This is a genomic window from Adhaeribacter arboris (assembly GCF_003023845.1).
Taxonomy (GTDB): domain Bacteria; phylum Bacteroidota; class Bacteroidia; order Cytophagales; family Hymenobacteraceae; genus Adhaeribacter; species Adhaeribacter arboris.
Genome location: NZ_PYFT01000001.1, coordinates 2,254,300 through 2,271,337, shown reverse-complemented (window position 1 = coordinate 2,271,337; position 17,038 = coordinate 2,254,300). Strand labels below are relative to the sequence as shown.

16 protein-coding genes are annotated in these 17,038 nt (G+C 40.9%); 8 read left to right on the top strand and 8 right to left on the bottom strand.

What is annotated here, in order from left to right; translation table 11 throughout:
* Positions 1 to 488: 488 nt before the first annotated feature.
* The 4 genes from AHMF7605_RS09255 to AHMF7605_RS09240 are packed head-to-tail and all read left to right on the top strand — an operon-like array spanning position 489 to position 3,016.
* Positions 489 to 926 carry a hypothetical protein gene (locus AHMF7605_RS09255; protein ID WP_233218993.1) on the top strand — a complete coding sequence of 146 codons (438 nt, stop codon included), beginning with the start codon at positions 489 to 491 and terminating at the stop codon, positions 924 to 926.
* A 10-nt stretch (positions 927 to 936) separates the two neighbouring features.
* Entirely contained in the window at positions 937 to 2,022 is a 1,086-nt protein-coding gene (locus tag AHMF7605_RS09250; protein WP_106928579.1) for a toxic anion resistance protein, read from the top strand.
* The gene (locus tag AHMF7605_RS09245; protein WP_106928577.1) at positions 2,022 to 2,201 is read left to right on the top strand and encodes a hypothetical protein; all 180 of its coding nucleotides are present in this window, start codon (positions 2,022 to 2,024) and stop codon (positions 2,199 to 2,201) included. The genes AHMF7605_RS09250 and AHMF7605_RS09245 overlap by 1 nt, the downstream gene beginning before the upstream one ends.
* Positions 2,202 to 2,209: 8 nt before the next feature.
* Positions 2,210 to 3,016, top strand: coding sequence for a hypothetical protein (locus AHMF7605_RS09240; protein ID WP_146153555.1), 807 nt, complete (start codon positions 2,210 to 2,212; stop codon positions 3,014 to 3,016).
* A 579-nt stretch (positions 3,017 to 3,595) separates the two neighbouring features.
* Here AHMF7605_RS09240 and AHMF7605_RS09225 read toward each other — a convergent pair.
* From AHMF7605_RS09225 to hemA, 4 genes are all read right to left on the bottom strand, one after another.
* The gene (locus tag AHMF7605_RS09225) at positions 3,596 to 3,913 is read right to left on the bottom strand and encodes a PIN domain-containing protein (protein WP_106928571.1); all 318 of its coding nucleotides are present in this window, start codon (positions 3,911 to 3,913) and stop codon (positions 3,596 to 3,598) included.
* Complete coding sequence (locus AHMF7605_RS09220) at positions 3,910 to 4,113, bottom strand: hypothetical protein (protein ID WP_106928569.1); 204 nt, start codon at positions 4,111 to 4,113, stop codon at positions 3,910 to 3,912. Before AHMF7605_RS09220 ends, AHMF7605_RS09225 begins: the two co-directional genes overlap by 4 nt.
* Positions 4,114 to 4,523: 410 nt before the next feature.
* Positions 4,524 to 6,308: a T9SS type A sorting domain-containing protein gene (locus tag AHMF7605_RS09215; RefSeq protein WP_106928567.1), complete on the bottom strand. Its 1,785-nt coding sequence runs from the start codon at positions 6,306 to 6,308 to the stop codon at positions 4,524 to 4,526.
* 898 nt (positions 6,309 to 7,206) lie between these two features.
* Positions 7,207 to 8,484, bottom strand: coding sequence for a glutamyl-tRNA reductase (hemA, locus tag AHMF7605_RS09210; RefSeq protein WP_106928565.1), 1,278 nt, complete (start codon positions 8,482 to 8,484; stop codon positions 7,207 to 7,209).
* A 305-nt stretch (positions 8,485 to 8,789) separates the two neighbouring features.
* Here hemA and AHMF7605_RS09205 point away from each other — a divergent pair, with 305 nt between their 5' ends.
* Positions 8,790 to 9,911 carry a sensor histidine kinase gene (locus tag AHMF7605_RS09205; RefSeq protein ID WP_233218992.1) on the top strand — a complete coding sequence of 374 codons (1,122 nt, stop codon included), beginning with the start codon at positions 8,790 to 8,792 and terminating at the stop codon, positions 9,909 to 9,911.
* A gap of 12 nt (positions 9,912 to 9,923) precedes the next feature.
* Here AHMF7605_RS09205 and AHMF7605_RS09200 read toward each other — a convergent pair whose 3' ends face one another.
* Both AHMF7605_RS09200 and AHMF7605_RS09195 read right to left on the bottom strand, forming a co-directional pair.
* Complete coding sequence (locus AHMF7605_RS09200; protein ID WP_106928561.1) at positions 9,924 to 11,618, bottom strand: PAS domain-containing protein; 1,695 nt, start codon at positions 11,616 to 11,618, stop codon at positions 9,924 to 9,926.
* A 286-nt stretch (positions 11,619 to 11,904) separates the two neighbouring features.
* Positions 11,905 to 12,303, bottom strand: coding sequence for a hypothetical protein (locus AHMF7605_RS09195; RefSeq protein WP_146153554.1), 399 nt, complete (start codon positions 12,301 to 12,303; stop codon positions 11,905 to 11,907).
* 112 nt (positions 12,304 to 12,415) lie between these two features.
* Between AHMF7605_RS09195 and AHMF7605_RS09190 the strand changes: the two genes are divergently transcribed.
* Positions 12,416 to 14,149: an amino acid permease gene (locus AHMF7605_RS09190; protein WP_106928557.1), complete on the top strand. Its 1,734-nt coding sequence runs from the start codon at positions 12,416 to 12,418 to the stop codon at positions 14,147 to 14,149.
* 62 nt (positions 14,150 to 14,211) lie between these two features.
* Here AHMF7605_RS09190 and AHMF7605_RS09185 read toward each other — a convergent pair whose 3' ends face one another.
* Both AHMF7605_RS09185 and dusB read right to left on the bottom strand, forming a co-directional pair.
* Positions 14,212 to 14,676: a GxxExxY protein gene (locus AHMF7605_RS09185; RefSeq protein ID WP_106928555.1), complete on the bottom strand. Its 465-nt coding sequence runs from the start codon at positions 14,674 to 14,676 to the stop codon at positions 14,212 to 14,214.
* Positions 14,677 to 14,807: 131 nt separating this feature from the next.
* Positions 14,808 to 15,800 carry a tRNA dihydrouridine synthase DusB gene (dusB, locus tag AHMF7605_RS09180; RefSeq protein WP_106928553.1) on the bottom strand — a complete coding sequence of 331 codons (993 nt, stop codon included), beginning with the start codon at positions 15,798 to 15,800 and terminating at the stop codon, positions 14,808 to 14,810.
* 57 nt (positions 15,801 to 15,857) lie between these two features.
* Between dusB and AHMF7605_RS09175 the strand changes: the two genes are divergently transcribed.
* Entirely contained in the window at positions 15,858 to 16,169 is a 312-nt protein-coding gene (locus AHMF7605_RS09175; protein ID WP_106928551.1) for a hypothetical protein, read from the top strand.
* A 38-nt stretch (positions 16,170 to 16,207) separates the two neighbouring features.
* The gene (locus AHMF7605_RS09170; RefSeq protein ID WP_146153553.1) at positions 16,208 to 16,804 is read left to right on the top strand and encodes a CPBP family intramembrane glutamic endopeptidase; all 597 of its coding nucleotides are present in this window, start codon (positions 16,208 to 16,210) and stop codon (positions 16,802 to 16,804) included.
* The last annotated feature ends 234 nt before the right edge of the window (positions 16,805 to 17,038 follow it).

Genomic DNA, 17,038 nt, shown 5'->3' with positions numbered 1-17,038 from the left:
AATTTTGGTAAACAGAGGGATGGTAAGGAATGGCAAAGCCGCGAAATGCAAATCGGAAAGATTTGCATTTTTTATTTTAATTAGGCTTTATATAAGCGCCTAATTTTTTCTTCCTGCTTTATTGAAAATACTCACCGATGGAATCCTCTTTTTACCGGTAATTCGTACCCGGTAAACGCCCGGCAATTGTTCCCATTTAATTCGACGAATATCTTTGAGTGAAAAGTTTATACTTAGATAAAATTTTAGTAAAATAATTTGTTCATATTTAAGTAAATAAAAGGAATCTGGTAAGGGTAGGTTAGGCTATTTTCTGGGAGTTGGTTTAAAAGGTTGCCAGAAAACCAAATACCAGTTAGGTTTAACCAGAAGCTGTTGCGGCCAGTACAGTACCGTACAAGATATAGTTGAGGTGAGGACAATGCTTGGCCGCTTAGCATCGTTTCGCGTATATAAATAAACTGGTACTCTGTTAAAATTAAAAATTTATGGGAGCTTTTTTGTTATTAATTATAGGAGCAATACTGGGCTATATATATGGTCATCACATTCGGCCGAAGCCACTATTGCGGCGGGCAGTGCGGGAGGTCCGGGAAAAATGTATTGCCGCTTTAGAAGAAGGCAATAAAGGAGTGTACAAAACCGTAATTACCAATGGTAGTAATAAGTCTTCGGAACTAGTAGTGGAAGTGAAGGAACTGGCTATTACTCAAAGCGGACAAGTAAAAGTGCAGTATCTCAGCGCGGATTACCGAAATCCGGAATTCAGAACCCGCAAAGGAGAAGCCTTACTGAAAGAAGTACAAGGTTTATTAGGCGATTACCTGCCTTTAAACGAAATTGAATGGTACGAAACCAATGAACGGCACGAAAACATTAAAAAATACCTGAGCGCTGTTACTTTAAACCACTACAACCTATTATGAAATAAATACTATGGAAGAAACCGATATCTCCATTGCCGAAAATAAAGAGTTAATCCAGCAAAAAGCGCTGGCTATCTCGAAAGCCATTGATCCTACTAAGCCCGAAAGCCTGAACAACTTTGGGGTTGATACCCAACGTAAACTCGGAAATTATTCGAACGAGCTGCTTACCAAAGTAAAGGTAAAAGATTCGGGCGATGCCGGCGAAGCAATAAACGAATTGCTAGCCCAAATTAACATGATTAAGGTAGACGAATCGGAAAAGCCGGGTTTCTTTTCGAAGTTGCCTTTCGTGAAAAAAATTGCCGATAAGTCTAAAAGAATTGCCAGCCAGTATAACACCATTTCCGAAAACGTAGACGACGTGGTTTTGAAATTGGAAAAAACGCGGCAAAGTGTTTTAAAGGATTCTACCAGCCTGGAAGTAATGTTTAAACAAGCGGTAGAGTACATTTACGAGGTACGGGCGGTAATTGCGGCCGGCACCATGAAAATTGCGGAAATCGAAAACGAAATTATTCCGAAGCTGCAAGCCGAAGTAGAAAACAGCAACCAGGATGAAATTGCCGTGCAGCGCCTCAGCGATATGATTGGCTTTAAAGAACGCTTGGAAAAGAAAGTACACGATTTCCGGCTGTCGCACACCATTGCTACCCAATCCATGCCGCAGATCCGGATGATTCAGACCACCAACGATGTGCTGGCCCAGAAAATCCAGAATTCGATTGTAACGGTAATTCCGGTTTGGCGGCAACAAGTAGCCATTGCTTTAGGGTTGGAAAAACAGCGAAAAGCCCTGGAAATTCAGAAAAAAGTAACGGATACTACCAACGAAATGCTGCTCAAAAATGCCCAACTCTTAAAAACCAACGTGGTTACGGCCGCCCAGGAAAATGAGCGCGGCATCGTAGACGTGGAAACCCTGAAAAAAGTAAACCGCGATATGGTAGAAACTTTGGACGCGGTGATTAAAATATCCGAAGAAGGCGCCCGGAAGCGGACCGAGGCCGTGAAAGAATTAGCCGCCGTGCAGGAAGAACTCAACCGTAAAATTGTGGGTACTTTTGGAAAATCGAAACAAATTGAAATTGAATAATGGCGAACGGAGAAAATAACCGGGAGCTCAAACCAGAAAGCGTTCTGACGTTAGAGCAGGACGCTATTTTGGATTTATACCTGCAAAAGCTGGATGCTTATTTGGAGCAATTAAAAGAATCGGAAAAGATACAAGTCGAAATAGAAACGCTGCACCTGAAAAGATTACTTACTAAATGATACAATTTATGCGTTCCCTTTTTACTAGGAGCGAGGCATCGGAAGATCGGATAGTAGTGGGAACAAAACCGGATGTGGATGTAAAAGAAGTTACCTACGTCCGTGACTCCAAAGCTCGTTTAAAGGAACTGCATCATTTATGTAACCGCTATAAAGGCACCCCGCACGAAGTTAAAATAAAAGCCGTTTACGAAAAAACGCAAACTATTCACGACTACCTCGAAGGCAAAAAACGAGGCTACGAGTTAGAGATTTTTCATCTCCGGAATACCGATCATTTTATTAATACGTTCACGGTCATTCTGGATGTATTTCTGCAACGGGAAAATATTGCTGCTTCGCCGTACCGCAATGGGAGAACAACGTCGTTACCGGAAAAATCAAGAGCCTTCAAAAACAAACATAACCTGGAAGAATACCGGAAAATAGAAATGGTGAGAGCTATTTCTCCACCAGGTCCGATTTTCACCCCGGGAACTCCGGAACGGAATATTCCCCAATTAACCATACCCGATATTTCCATCGACACTAGCGCCAAATTATTATATTATAAAGAAGATGCTGCGGGTAACCTTATCTCTAGAGAAATTGGATATACTTCTTCTGATTTAGAAAAAGAAGGTTTTTTGCAATACGTTTCTACCTGCCTGGGAATCCGGAATGTTGCCTATATGGGTAATGCATTGCTTTCCATATTTAATAACAACGGCTCCCAGCCTACCGGTTTAGTACCCATCGTGCACTGGGAAGGTTTTTTATACGCGCTCAACTTAAATGATTTTCGCTTATTTCCGGTGAAAATTAGCCGGAAGTAAAAGGGTTGTGAGAAATAAAGCGTTTCGAGGAGAATACGTTATCTACCTTACTCTTCCTCAAAATTCAACCCTAATTGCTTAGCTGCTTCTTTGGCATTTTTGTATTGCGGTTTGGTTTCATCCAGTGGACTATTTTCTGTGCTGTGGATTTTAAATTTTACATCTATATCTACTTTACTGCCGCTTTGCGTAAATGGAGTGATAAAGTATTGGAAAAGTCAAGTGTATTGGTCAACGGTTAATACAGTAATCCATTTTAGTGCTGTAGCCGTATGGCCGGTGCCAGGCTGGGTACCGGTTAGCGTAGGTTCGGGTTCATAAGTAAGAAAACTTTCCATCTCCTTCAAGTAATTTTAATTTCTCGATTTCTCGTATACAGCATCGGTTAGTATATAAAAAATCTGTAGTGAAGCAAGAGTTTTATATACACATTATTAGCGGACGTTTTTATTTCTTCTTTTCGGTCCAGAAAGGCGTTTAATTCAGCAATGGATATTATTTGCGTAAATTTCTTTTTGTGAAGCCCTGATATAAGTTTTTTGTCTCCGGTCCATAATTTAGAACCTTTCAAATGCTTGGTTAAAGCAACAAAATAGTATCATTTTCATCTACGTCTCTAACAAGCTCATAAGCTTTTAAAATAGTCTTTTCTGAAATAACGGCTTCGTTCAAGAACTGGATATTGCGGATAGTTAAGTCAATGAGTTCTAATAATTCATTTTCTGTTGATTTTGTCAGCTTTAACAGCTTGTTCTTATGTTCAAAGATTTCTTCCTTGAGGTAATGACAAGAGTATAGCTGGTAATGTTTTTTAGAATGAATGAGGATTTTACCAAGGTTTCCGGAAGAGTTAAGAATAGCACTAAAGACAATGTTGGTGTCAACAACAATTCTCATTTAATAAACTTGTCTTTGTTGCGCTCCCACCAGCCCTGATTAACTTGCCGGGCAAGCTTATCCACTTTACTCTGTTTAACGGTAAACTTAGAAGTCAACTCTTGATACCTTAAATAACTTAATAAGTCTTGGATTTCTGCCGCATCAACAGTTGCCGGAAGCCGGATGATTAATTCATTGTTTGTCCTTTCAACTATCATAAGCTTTCATTTATTCAAATTTACGAAATATTTCTATCACTGTTTTTTAAATAACCCTTAACATTATTTATTAAGACTGCAAAAACTATATCTCCTGTTGTTCGTTTGAGTGCGATATTATTTATTCCTCTCATCTAAACAGCTCTAGCTACTGCTCCTACAAGATAAAAATCTATAATTAAGTTTTCCAGGACTTGGTCAACTCTCTTTTGCTTCTTTCTGTTCACTAAACCAATTTTAGATTTCCATTCCTGCATGGTCAAGAAATACTGTACTTCTTTCGTTTTTAACTGAAAGGTAAGTTTATGCGCCGGGTTCGGCAGGTGCGTTAAGTAAGTTTAACTAAAGAAAAGGACAGCAAAATGAATTAGCTGTCCTTTTCTTACCGATATTTAAGAAATCAATATATCTTACTGCTTCACTACTCTCTGTTGCAGTACCAAGGTTCCCGACTTAATCGTAAGCAGATAGACTCCGGAAGGAATCGTTGATAAATCCAGGTCGGTGGTCAGCGTTCCTGTACGCAGGTTGTTCGTTCTTTGCAGGACAGTATTTCCTTTTAGCATATCTTTTAGCTCAATTTGGTACGCGCCAGTGGGCAAAGAGGCCGCCTCTATATGCAGATTTTGAGTAACTGGGTTAGGAGCAAGTACTAATTTACTATTTGCCTTAGGAGGCTCTGGTAACTTAGAATCAGCAGGCGTAATAACGCTTGCGGCTGCAGGGCAATCTACCTTACAAATCAGCTTATCGTCGTAAGTTACAGTGGTGCAGGTTAATCCGGCTACTGAACCCGCTGGTTGCATTCGCCGTGGCCGGGCGAATCGTACCAAATTAGATGCTAAATTAGAGGGAGCTTTCGGAAACATAAAATTACAGGTCTTCGTGGTTAAATCGGTTTTCATGATGTGGCTATCACTAAAAACCGGATTGTTGGTATTTTTCAGCGAAGAGAAATAAGCAATGCCCGGGCAATTGTTATCCGGTACATAACTCAGACCAAATCCCACACTAAATACCATCGGATTATAACTATTCCAGTTAATTCCTGCTCCTCCGGCACCCGTCCGGTACATCATTTCGCGGTTAACGCCCTCCTGGGAGATAACGCCGGCCAGGTAATAGTTTGGTCCGGGTGCTTCTAAAATATCGTAGCACTTGCTAGGGTAGGTAGTATTGCCATTTCTGGCTCGCAGGATATTCTGAAATTGAATGGCGCCGGCAGCGGCGGTTAGTTTGGTAATCTGCATATTATACAGGCCGGTAAAATTGGTGAAGCCACCCACAATTAAATTATTATCTACCGTTACTCGCACCGCTTGAAACTCATCGTCGGATGCTAAGTGGTAATTGTTGGCCCAAATTAAGTTACCACCCGGTCCGAGTTTAAAAGCCAGCCCATCCGTGCCGTTATTTCCCGTATTATCCCGCAAGGTACCCACTACGTAAATATTTCCATTGGCATCTTCTACCAGTTGTTTGGCGATACAATGCGCGGAATTGAACAAACCTCCCCCCGGGTCGAAGTTAAAACGGTTGCACCAGATAATAGCGCCGGCCGAAGTTACCCGCGCCACGAAACTATCCGTATGGGTGGCTCCTTGCTTCGATTCGCCGCAAATAATCCAGGTAGGTTGGCCACCCGCAAGCGTATTCGATCTTTTGATACTCCAGGCAATGTCGCTCCCCCCGGCAATATCTATCCGGGAGGAGTTTACCACAAAACCATTGAAATTTAAATTAGTAAATAATACATCACTTCCCCCGGTGGCTATTGCCCCGGTTACCGAATTACTGGAAACTGCCCCAACTGCTACATAACCGCCATTTCCGGCCGCAATCTTTATTTCTGTAATACTGTTACCTTGGACATTCAAGGCTTTTCCGTCTCGGGCGTACTGATGACTGCGATTAGCTAAGACATTACTTAATGAACCTAAACGGATAAAGCGCAAACGGTCGGCGGTATTGTTGGGAGAGGCGAGCGCCGGGTTCTTGTACGAGGTGCCAATGCCTACAAAATAGTAAGGATTATTCGCATCAAAATTAAAATGGGTTCGGATGCCGCCGTTTAACCGTTCGTGCCGGTATAAAGGCGTCACGTAATTTAAATTAAACTCACGCTGAAAATACCTTACCTGGCCCTGGGCCAGATGAAAAATCAAGAGCAAAATAATAGTGAATACAGTTTTCATATGGATAGACTTTAAAATGATTGGATAAAAAATTTAGGAAGAAGAAGATGACTAGTACCAGGTTTGCTGCCTCGTTTTTAAGTGTGGGGCTTAGCTAATTTTGGTAAAATTTACCGGGGAAAGCCTAACTGTTGCATTAGTAAATCCGGGTTGAAAAAGTGACTGCACCAGTAAAGCTGTAGTAAATTGGTGGATGTAAGTTTTCAGGGAAATAAAAGAGGTTATAGTGGATAAAATAGAAAAATAAACGATGAAAAGGCCGAATAGAAATTGTACTTTGTCTTTGGTCGAATGCCCTCGAACAGGAGAGATTGCCCTATAGAATGGTTCGCAGAAAACCGGTATTATACCTGGCTGGAGTACCTGTAGTAATGGAAGTAAAGGAGAGAAACTTGTCATAGCGGTAGATTTATGTTCTTTGTGTGGTGAAGGTAAATGAGCGACCACCGGAAAAGAATGGGTATTCCACTACTGGCTAGTAGTACTTGTTATTTGGCAGGAATTTGAACATAGCTGCGGTCTGCGGCGATAATCAAAAGGGTTCATGAAGGAACCGGTTAAACTTGGTTTCTTATGATTATAGGAAGAAAAAAGAAGAATGATAGGGTGGAGTATTCGAATGAATTTTTCATTCATGTAAGAAATTGCAGCTTCTTCAAGGACAACCGTCCCATTGAACTACCCAGCTTATAAATTGAATTTAGTTTGCTTTTCTAGTACCTCCAGGTGGTGAGTAAAATCAAAAGTAGCTTTTCCGTAAAAACTATCCAATGCACTTGAAATGAGTTAAAGGCTGAGTTATCTTGACTAGCAATTAGGGGATAGATAAATTAACTTTCGTCTAAACAGCAACGGCCCGAATTTTTCGGGCCGTTGCTGTTTAGTTGTACAAAATTATTTATGATGCCTGCTCATCCGGTTGTTTTTCCAAATCGAATAAATCGTTGAGAACATCAATTAACGTTTCGGCTTCCCCCCGTTTGCAGGCTGCTTTCAATTGCAGGACTGGTAACTTGATGATTTTTTGCATCATCGATTTGGTAATTTCATCGACGCGCTTGCTTTCTTCCGGACTTAATTTTTTCAGGTGACGGGCCATTTCTTCCTGACGGATGGTTTCCAGCGCATTCTTTAATTTGTGAATCGTAGGAGACACCATCATTTCTTTCGACCAGTCGTTGAACTGCTCAATAGATTCGGCAATAATTTCCTGTACTTTAGGTATCGCAGCCAAGCGTTGCTCTAAAGCTTTGGTAGCCTTGTTTTGGATAGTATCGATATTATAAACCAATACTCCCGGAATATTTTCTACGTCGGCTTCAATGCTGCGCGGCACCGCTAAATCAATAAAGAATTTATACGATAACACGTTCAGCCTTTTTATCATCTCGGAAGTAAAAAACGGCGAATGGGTGGCAATAGAAGAAATAATTACATCCGCCTCTTTCAAGCCTGATACAATATCTTCAAAGGGAAGTACTTGTAACTGGCATTCGTCGGCTAATAGTTGCGCTTTCGTTTCCGTACGATTCGAAATAGTAACGTGTTGAAAAGCCGCCGATTCTTTTAAGTTACGGCAAACATCAGCCCCTATTTCGCCAATACCTACCACTAAAATTTTTGGTTCGGGAATATCCGCCGTTAATTCTTCTACTAACTCAATGGCCGCGTACGAAGTAGAAGCCGCGCCATCGCGGAAAGAGGTTTCTTGTACTACCCGCTTGTTGGTAAAAAATATAGTGTGCAGCAAACGATGCAAGAACGGACCCGCCGTACCATTATCCGCCGACCACTGGTAAGCTTGCTTTACCTGATTTGAAATTTGAATATCGCCGACTACCTGAGCATCCAGTCCCATAGCCACCTCAAACAAATGCTGCACGGCGTCCGCATGGCTATTGATAATAGTAAAATAATCGAGGTATTGCGTTATATGGGCAATGCCTTTGGTAATACCCAAAAGCTTTACAATTTCGGCACTGGCATCTGAGTCAGAAGTGTAGTAAACCTCAGTGCGGTTGCAGGTAGAAAGAACCAGCAGGTCCGATGCCTGAATAAAATCTTTAAGGTTCTGCAAAAACTGCTTACAGGAGATCTCGTCTAAAGCTATGAGCTCGCGGATATCCAAAGGTGCCTTTTTATACGATAACGTTACTGCTTTAAAATTTTGAAGCATGATAAAGGAACGAACTAGCCCGCAATATTACATTGCGATTTCTAAAATTAAAACTATGTATTCAAAAACCAAGTTTATTTATAATCATTTTAAATAAACCTACTTGTTTAGCTTAATAAATCATTAATTATTTTAGCCTTGGGGCATCTGTTTTACAGGTAACTTTCGTTTATTAACAGCACTGATTATACTTTTATTTATAATAACTGCTTATACCATACAGTAGGAGTGCTGCTATCTTAACAAAGAATGATACCAATATATTCCAAAAAACCAGATTAAAGTTAGTTATTATCGTTATCGCCTTGTTGATTGGCGCGGCAACCGTTATTTACAGCAACATTCTGGTAAGTAAACTCTCCGAAATCGAAAGGCAACGGATAGCACTCTACGCCAGAGGATTGCGGTTTATGATTGATAGCGAAAGTGACGACAATAAGGTTTTCATTCAGGAAGAAATTATTGATGCCAATAAAACTATTCCGGTTATATTAACGGATGGGCAGGAAAATGTGCAGGATTCGAAGAATATTCCTTTCCCGAAAAATATTGCTGAAAGTAAAAAACTGGAACTATTAAAACGCGAGTTAGCTATTATGAAGGAGCAGCATAACCCCATTCTGGTGGATTACGGTCCGAATAAAAACTATATTTTTTATAAAGATTCAGCTTTGCTTTCTCAATTGCGCTACTATCCTTACGTGCAGTTAACGGTAATTGCCTGCTTTTCGCTGATGGCTTACTTTGCTTTTAGTTATTCCCGTAAGGCAGAGCAAAACCGGGTTTGGGTAGGTCTGGCGAAAGAAACCGCGCACCAACTGGGTACGCCGCTTTCGTCGTTGATGGCCTGGTACGAGTACTTAAAAGCTAGCCCAAATTTCCAGAATGAACCTATTGTCGAAGAATTAGGTAAAGACGTACGGCGGCTCGAAATTATTACTGAACGCTTTAGTAATATTGGCTCGGTACCCACATTAAAAGATGAAAATATCTTACGCGTGACCGAGAATGCCATTAGTTATTTGCAAAACCGGGTATCGAAGAAAGTAGCTTTTAGCGTTAAAGCTGAATTCCCGTCGGATACGCCGGCGAAAGTAAATATTCCGCTGTTTGAGTGGGTAATTGAAAATATTTGTAAAAACGCCATTGATGCCATGGATGGCAAAGGCAGTATTGATGTACGGCTTTCTTTTGCCGGTAAAAACAAAAATAATGTAGCCATTGATATTAAAGATACGGGTAAGGGCATTCCTAAAAGTAAACTGAACGATGTGTTTTTGCCGGGATATACCACTAAAAAACGAGGTTGGGGTTTAGGGCTGGCTTTGGCCAAGCGGATTATCGAGAATTACCACCAGGGCCGGTTATACGTAAAATGGTCGGAATTAGGCAAAGGCACCATGTTCCGGGTAATGCTGAATCGTTAAGAAATTTACGGATTACGTATGGTACGTTTTATCTACTATTTTGCGGATAAGTTGATCTAATTCTACGGTAGTTTGCTCTAAGTATTGTAAAACCTGCTGGTTTTTCGTACCAAAATCCTCTTTTTTTAAGCATTTTAATAAGCCCAGAATATTGGCCACCGGCCGCCTGACTTCGTGCGATTGGGAATAAGCAATTTCGCGGAGTTGTTCGTTTTGCTGGGTTATTTTAAGCTCGTGTTCCTTTACTTGCTGAATGTCTTGCAAAGCTCCAATCATGCGGTTAGGCGCACCCGTTTCCGTATAAACAATGTAGCCCCGGTCGTACACAAATTTATAGCTATTGTTGTGGCATTTAAAACGGTATTCCGCTTGCCAATGCATTTGATTATCTAAGATAGCCTGATTTAAACTGCTTACCACCGTTCCTCTATCTTCCGGATGAATCCGTTGCGCCCACCAACTTAGCGAGCTTGCTACCTCTTGGGGCGGATAGCCAAACATCTCGTAAAAAGCTTCGTACCTCTGAAATTTATTTTTTTCTATGTCCCAGTCGTAAATAGCATCGTTAGTAGCTTTAGCGGCCAGCCGAAATCGTTCGTTCATCCGCAAAGTTTCCGTTTCAAAAAGTTTAAGATTATCAATATTTACGGCGTTTAGCACTACGCCCATAATTTGGTTATCTTCATCAAAAACGGGAAAGTAAGTCATCCAGTACCATTCTGTTTTGCCTTTTACCTGCGTTTTACGCTCTATTTCTACGGGTTCTCCCAGTAAGGCTTTCTGAAAAGGTTCTGTTATTGCCCGGGTTTCCTTTTCAAAGCTATACTGTCGAATATCATCTCCTGCCTGTAGTTCTTTATTATACATGCGTTTTATGCTTTGCCGGGCGCGTTCATTAAAACTGATAACGCGCATATCTAAGCCAAGAAAAAAGAAGGCGGAAACCGTGCTTTGTAGGATGGCCCGTAATTGTTGTTCCGACTGCTTTATTTTCTCAATATTTAATTTTTGTTCGGTAATGTCCCGGAAAGTTAAAGCCAGACCTCTCCCATCGGGGTAAACACTAACCTCGAACCAGGCTTTCCGACCCGGACAATATACATCAAAGCTGGTGGGTTCTTGTTCGGCTAAAGCTTTTTCTAAATCGGTACATTTATCGGCTCCAGTAGTTCCAGCCACAAATAGTTGAATGAAATCGCGACCTAAACTTTGTTCCCGCTTCAGGCCAATAATTTCCTCCATTTTTTTATTGCAGCCCGTAATCTGCCAGTCCGCATTTACATTAATGAAGCCATCTGGGTTATGCTCAACAATAAAATTAAATTTTTGAACTTGCCGGATTAGTTTGGCCTCTTCTTCTTTCTTAGTTGTAATATCCGAACAGTTAAAAATAAAACCGCTTGTTTGACTATTTTCATCTGTAAAAGGTGCAATCGACGAATCCAGCCAAAAGTAACTACCGTTTTTTGCTCTATTCTTAATTTCTCCGCGCCAAATAGGAGCAGTAGTAAAAGATAGATTAGTAAAAAATTGTTCGGGTGGGGGCTCTAACTGGAAATTACGGAGAGGTTGACCGATTAACTCAGAACTGGTATACTGGCTGATTCGGCAAAAATTTTCATTTACCTCCAATATAAAACCTTTGGCATCGGTAACTATAATGGTACTTAATTGCGTTAGAACCGACTCATATTTTTGGTTTGTCATAAGGCCAGACTAGGAATATTTACAACAACAATAAGAATTGATCGGAATAGCGGCGGCAATTAACTGCGGTCAGCCCGGCGCACTTAGGTAATAGTCAATGCCATTTATAACAATGAAATGATGCTCTTTAAACCAGAATAAAATGAATTATTAATATAATTTTTGTTCCGCATAAATTAAAACCATCTAGATTAAGTTTTTAGAATTTTTATATACTACTCATACTATTTAAAAAATAGGTAGTATTACTTACGAGTTAATAACAACCCGAATAAATTTGAAATTTTTATTTACCTACCGCCTCGTGAGGTCTGGCTCGTAAAGCAGACCAGGTTTCGTCGAGGGCAATTTGGGTAACGCAACGTAGACCAATCTGCTCTACCACGTTCCAGATAGTATCTCGTTTCAGATCGCTTTTCATTTTTCCGGTTCCTTTGGGATAGCAGGTCCAGAATAAACAATCGTATTTACCTGCTTCTGCTACCGATTGCGTTACATCTTCCATTTCTGATTTTGAAGTGCTAAAAACCGCGATGAAATCGTAAAGGCCTTTATTTTTCGGGTTAAATTGGGCATCATACGCAAATTCGGTAAGTAAATCTGAAAATTCGGCTGGTGCGTTGATAACCAATATTTTTTGGTTGGGTGATAAGCGTAACTTTTTAAAAATAGCTTCTGAATTCATAAAAAATACCGGAAGTTTACGGTGAAACATCTACCTTTCGGTTGCCGGGCAAGATAATAGTTTTGCCATTGTTATGTAAATAATTTGTACTTTCCGCTTTTACTTACCTCTTATGAATTTTAGGAATCTTTTTCGCCGAAAAGATATAGCTTCTATTGTTGCCGAATTCGACCATAACGAATCCTTGCATACTACGGGTGGTTTGGTGCGCAATCTTACTTTAAGAGACTTAACGGCGCTGGGTATAGCGGCGGTAATTGGGGCGGGCATTTTTAGTACGATTGGTAATGCCAGTGCGGCAGGCGGTCCGGCTGTTTCGCTTTTATTTGTATTTACCGCCGTGGCTTGTGCCTTCTCGGCCATGTGCTACGCTCAGTTTGCCTCTACCGTGCCGGTTTCGGGTAGTGCTTATACCTATGCGTATACTTCTTTCGGAGAATTAATCGCCTGGATTATTGGTTGGGATTTATTAATGGAGTATTGCATCGGTAATATTGCGGTAGCCATCTCGTGGTCCGATTACCTTACTTCTTTTTTAAGCGGGTTGGGTTTAGATATTCCTTTGTACCTGACCATGGATTATTTATCCGCTTCCCGGGGCCACTCGGCGGTTACGGAACTTTTGGCGCAAGGTAAAACGCTGGCCGATGCTACTCCTATTTTACGAGATGCTTACTCTGCCTGGCAAATAGCGCCTACTTTTGGTCCCATTCGTTTAGTGGCCGATATTCCGGCCTTGTTCATTACCATTGTTATTACTTACCTGGTTTACGTAGGTATTAAAGAATCGAAACAAACCGCAAATTTTCTGGTGCTGCTTAAATTACTGGTAATTATAATGGTGATTGTAGTAGGCGCTTTTTACGTACAACCGGCTAACTGGAGCCCTTTTGCCCCCAATGGAATAAGCGGAGTTTTAAAAGGAGTTTCCGCGGTATTTTTTGCTTATATCGGGTTCGATGCCATTTCTACTACGGCCGAGGAATGTAAAAACCCGCAGCGCGATTTGCCGAAAGCCATGATTTACGCGCTGATTATTTGTACTCTTTTGTACGTAACCATCACCTTAGTTTTAACGGGCATGGTGTCTTATACTGAACTCGGTATCGGGGATCCACTGGCTTACGTTTTCGAGCGGTTACATTTAAATATAATCTCCGGTATTGTGGCTTTCAGCGCTGTAATTGCCATGACGAGTGTATTGCTGGTGTTTCAGATTGGGCAGCCCCGGATTTGGATGAGTATGAGCCGCGATGGCTTGTTGCCCCATGCTTTTTCCAAGGTTCATCCAAAGTTTAAAACTCCTTATTTCGCTACTATTATTTCAGGTATGGCGGTAGGTATTCCGGCTTTATTTATGAACCTGACGGAAGTAACCGATTTAACCAGCATTGGTACTTTGTTCGCGTTTGTTTTGGTATGCGGCGGTATTTTACTCATCGACCACGACCAAGCCCGGTTGCCCGGTACGAAAGGTTTCCGGGTACCTTATTATAACGCTAAATTTATTTTGCCCACCTTATTACTAGTAGGCATACTCGTAGCATTGTACTTTAATCCCCAAGGAATACAGCATTTCTTTAGTTTAAGCGACGGAATAAATTCAGGTTGGGACGTAGTAAAACACCGGTTGCCTATGTACGGATTCTTGGTGGTATGCCTGGTTCTTACGTACTATGCTTATACCCGAAATTTATCTTTAATACCGGTTTTAGGCCTGCTCACTAATTTATACCTAATGACCGAATTAGGTATTACCAACTGGAGCCGTTTTCTATTATGGCTGGCTTTAGGTCTAGTGATTTACTTTAGTTACAGTTATCGGCATAGTAAACTGAATCGCTAATTCCAGAATCGCAGATTTTCGCAAATTCAAGGGTTACGCAGATTGAATTTTGGATCACAGATTTATGCGGATTTGCGTATTACCCAGATGTAAATAGATGGAGAGTTTAATATGATGGCTAGAATTAGTAAAATGAGATTACGTAAGTTTTTTGTTTTTACGAATCGTATATATGTTAAGCTTTTTCCACCAAAACTAACCAATAAACCTACTTGCAATCTATAAGCGTTAAGATAGTTGATAATTTGAGCATGGTGAAGCATAGTAATCTCTGATACGGCTTTTAATCCGACTAATACAGGATTTTCTACTAGAAAATCAACTCTACGGATACCCACCTCCTGGTCTTTATAATATAATAGCATCTCTATTTCCCTAGCAAATTGTAGTCCGGCAGCCTGCATTTCAATTGCTAAAGAACGTTGATAAATAACTTCCTGAAAGCCATTACCTAATACAGTATGAACTTGCCTAGCACAACCAATTACTTTTCGGGTGATATCCGCATAAGCATACTCTTTATTCATTTTACTAAAGGGTAACCAAAAGAAATGAGCATTAACTCTTTAAGTGAGTTAAATTAGAGTTTTGATTATAGTACATAAACGCTTGCTGCAAACAAATTTACCAAAGACAAGATAAAAATCTGCGTAATCCCTTAATCCGCGTAAATCAGCGATTCTGATAAAGCTACTTCTTCTAAAATATCGTAAACTTCTGCCGGGGATTCGGTTTGAACCAAGCGCACGCGAAAGGGTTTAAAATTAGACAGGCCTTTAAAATAATTAGCATAATGCCGGCGCATTTCAAAAATGCCTTGACGTTCACCTTTCCATTCCAGAGAACGGCTGAAATGTAGTTTGCAATTGGTAATCCGTTCTTCTAACGTTGGCGGAGCCAGCATCTCGCCGGTTCGCACGTAATGTTTTATTTCCCGGAATACCCAAGGGTAACCAATAGCGGCCCGGCCAATCATCACGCCATCCACCCCGTAACGGTTCTTGTATTCCAGCGCTTTTTGCGGAGAATCTATATCCCCGTTACCGAAAATTGGAATTTTAATGCGGGGATTATTTTTTACTTCGGCAATTAAACGCCAATCAGCCTCTCCTTTGTACATCTGTACCCGGGTACGGCCGTGAATGGATAAGGCCTGAATACCAATATCCTGCAAGCGCTCCGCTACTTCGGTTACGTTTTTCGTGGCATCGTCCCAGCCGAGGCGGGTTTTTACCGTAACCGGTAAAGTAGTGGCTTTTACAATGGCTGCGGTCATTTGCACCATTTTAGGAACATCGCGTAACAAAGCCGCGCCAGCTCCCTTACAAGCCACATTTTTTACCGGGCAGCCGTAATTAATATCAATTAAGTCCGGCCCGGCAGCGGCAGAAATTACCGCTGACTCCCGCATAGATTCTATATCACTGCCAAATATCTGTATGCCAATAGGGCGTTCGTAATCAAATACATCTAATTTCTGCCGGCTTTTAGCGGCTGCCCGAATTAATCCTTCCGACGAAATAAATTCGGTGTACATGAAGTCGGCGCCGTTCGCCTTGCATACGGCCCGGAAGGGCGGATCGCTCACGTCTTCCATAGGCGCTAATAGAAGCGGAAAGTCCGGTAGAGTAATATTTCCTATCTTTACCAAAGAATAGATTATTTAAAAATTCGCGTAAATTTACCATTTCTAAACCGAAATCCCGCTATGAAAGGTTTCATTTCGAAAGACCTACACCCCTTTACGGCTATGCTGGTATTATTGCTTTTTATTGCCGGTGGCTTCTTCATCGGCAATTTTATAGCGCTGGTACTCATGAAGGTATTATTTAATGTGAAATTAATCGATATAACCCAACTCACCCAAAATCCAAATGCTCAACCTAACGGAAAAATGGCCATTAACCTTTTCCAGGGGGTAACTCATCTATTTGCTTTTACTTTGGGGCCGTTAGCGTATGTGTACGCCAGCAACCGGAGACCGGGTACTTACTTATCCCCCAAAAATACGTACCACTGAGTTTGGTATTGCTTAGTGCTTTAGTGATCTTGTTTATTATGCCCGCCAATTCCTGGGTAATTAACTGGAATGCCAACGTGCATTTTCCGGAAGCGCTAAAAGCTTTTGAAACCTGGGCAAAGTCAAAGGAAGAAACTCTCAAAGTTTTAACTAACCAACTAACTGTATTTGATAATCCGGGACAGTTTCTTTTTGGTATGTTGATTTTTGGTTTGATTCCGGCGATAGGAGAGGAGATTGTTTTCAGAGGTTTGCTGCAGCGCAGCTTAAACCGGGTATTGAGAAATACACATGTAGCCGTTTGGGTAGCCGCGTTTATTTTTGGTGCTATTCATATGCAGTTTTATGGCTTTATTCCGCGCATGTTATTAGGCGCCATTCTAGGATACTTATACGCTTGGTCGGGTAATATCTGGGTGCCCATTGCCGGGCATTTTATGAATAATGGTTTTACCGTACTGGTTCTTTACTTGCAACAACGAAAATTTATAAACTTTCAGATTGAGGCTACCACGGCTATGCCCTTGAGTAGTATTATGCTTTCTTTAATTATCAGCGTACTCACCCTTTTATACCTTTACCGGAGTTACAAAAATTTACCTATGAAGCAGCCTTCCGAACTGCCAACAACTTAAAACTCTAGGGCAAATCTGAAATTAAATCTTCCGGTATTATTATCCATTTAAATTTAGAAACTAAGTTTAAGTTTTTTCATTGATAAAATCTTTATTTAGGATAATTATTCAGGATTTTCCAGGATTATATTTCAGCTAATCCTTTTAAAGAAGTGAAATAGCCGCCTTAGAAATAAGAGTGGGCTAAGGTTTAGTTGGCATTAACTTTTTATCTTGCACCCGGAAACAAGTACT

Bases quoted from the DNA above. Each gene is read 5' to 3' on its own strand.
- AHMF7605_RS09255 (WP_233218993.1), top strand. From the start codon at position 489: ATGGGAGCTTTTTTGTTATTAATTATAGGAGCAATACTGGGCTATATA.
- AHMF7605_RS09250 (WP_106928579.1), top strand. From the start codon at position 937: ATGGAAGAAACCGATATCTCCATTGCCGAAAATAAAGAGTTAATCCAG.
- AHMF7605_RS09245 (WP_106928577.1), top strand. From the start codon at position 2,022: ATGGCGAACGGAGAAAATAACCGGGAGCTCAAACCAGAAAGCGTTCTG.
- AHMF7605_RS09240 (WP_146153555.1), top strand. From the start codon at position 2,210: ATGCGTTCCCTTTTTACTAGGAGCGAGGCATCGGAAGATCGGATAGTA.
- AHMF7605_RS09225 (WP_106928571.1), bottom strand. From the start codon at position 3,913: ATGAGAATTGTTGTTGACACCAACATTGTCTTTAGTGCTATTCTTAAC.
- AHMF7605_RS09220 (WP_106928569.1), bottom strand. From the start codon at position 4,113: ATGATAGTTGAAAGGACAAACAATGAATTAATCATCCGGCTTCCGGCA.
- AHMF7605_RS09215 (WP_106928567.1), bottom strand. From the start codon at position 6,308: ATGAAAACTGTATTCACTATTATTTTGCTCTTGATTTTTCATCTGGCC.
- hemA (WP_106928565.1), bottom strand. From the start codon at position 8,484: ATGCTTCAAAATTTTAAAGCAGTAACGTTATCGTATAAAAAGGCACCT.
- AHMF7605_RS09200 (WP_106928561.1), bottom strand. From the start codon at position 11,618: ATGACAAACCAAAAATATGAGTCGGTTCTAACGCAATTAAGTACCATT.
- AHMF7605_RS09195 (WP_146153554.1), bottom strand. From the start codon at position 12,303: ATGAATTCAGAAGCTATTTTTAAAAAGTTACGCTTATCACCCAACCAA.
- AHMF7605_RS09190 (WP_106928557.1), top strand. From the start codon at position 12,416: ATGAATTTTAGGAATCTTTTTCGCCGAAAAGATATAGCTTCTATTGTT.
- AHMF7605_RS09185 (WP_106928555.1), bottom strand. From the start codon at position 14,676: ATGAATAAAGAGTATGCTTATGCGGATATCACCCGAAAAGTAATTGGT.
- AHMF7605_RS09175 (WP_106928551.1), top strand. From the start codon at position 15,858: ATGAAAGGTTTCATTTCGAAAGACCTACACCCCTTTACGGCTATGCTG.
- AHMF7605_RS09170 (WP_146153553.1), top strand. From the start codon at position 16,208: ATGCCCGCCAATTCCTGGGTAATTAACTGGAATGCCAACGTGCATTTT.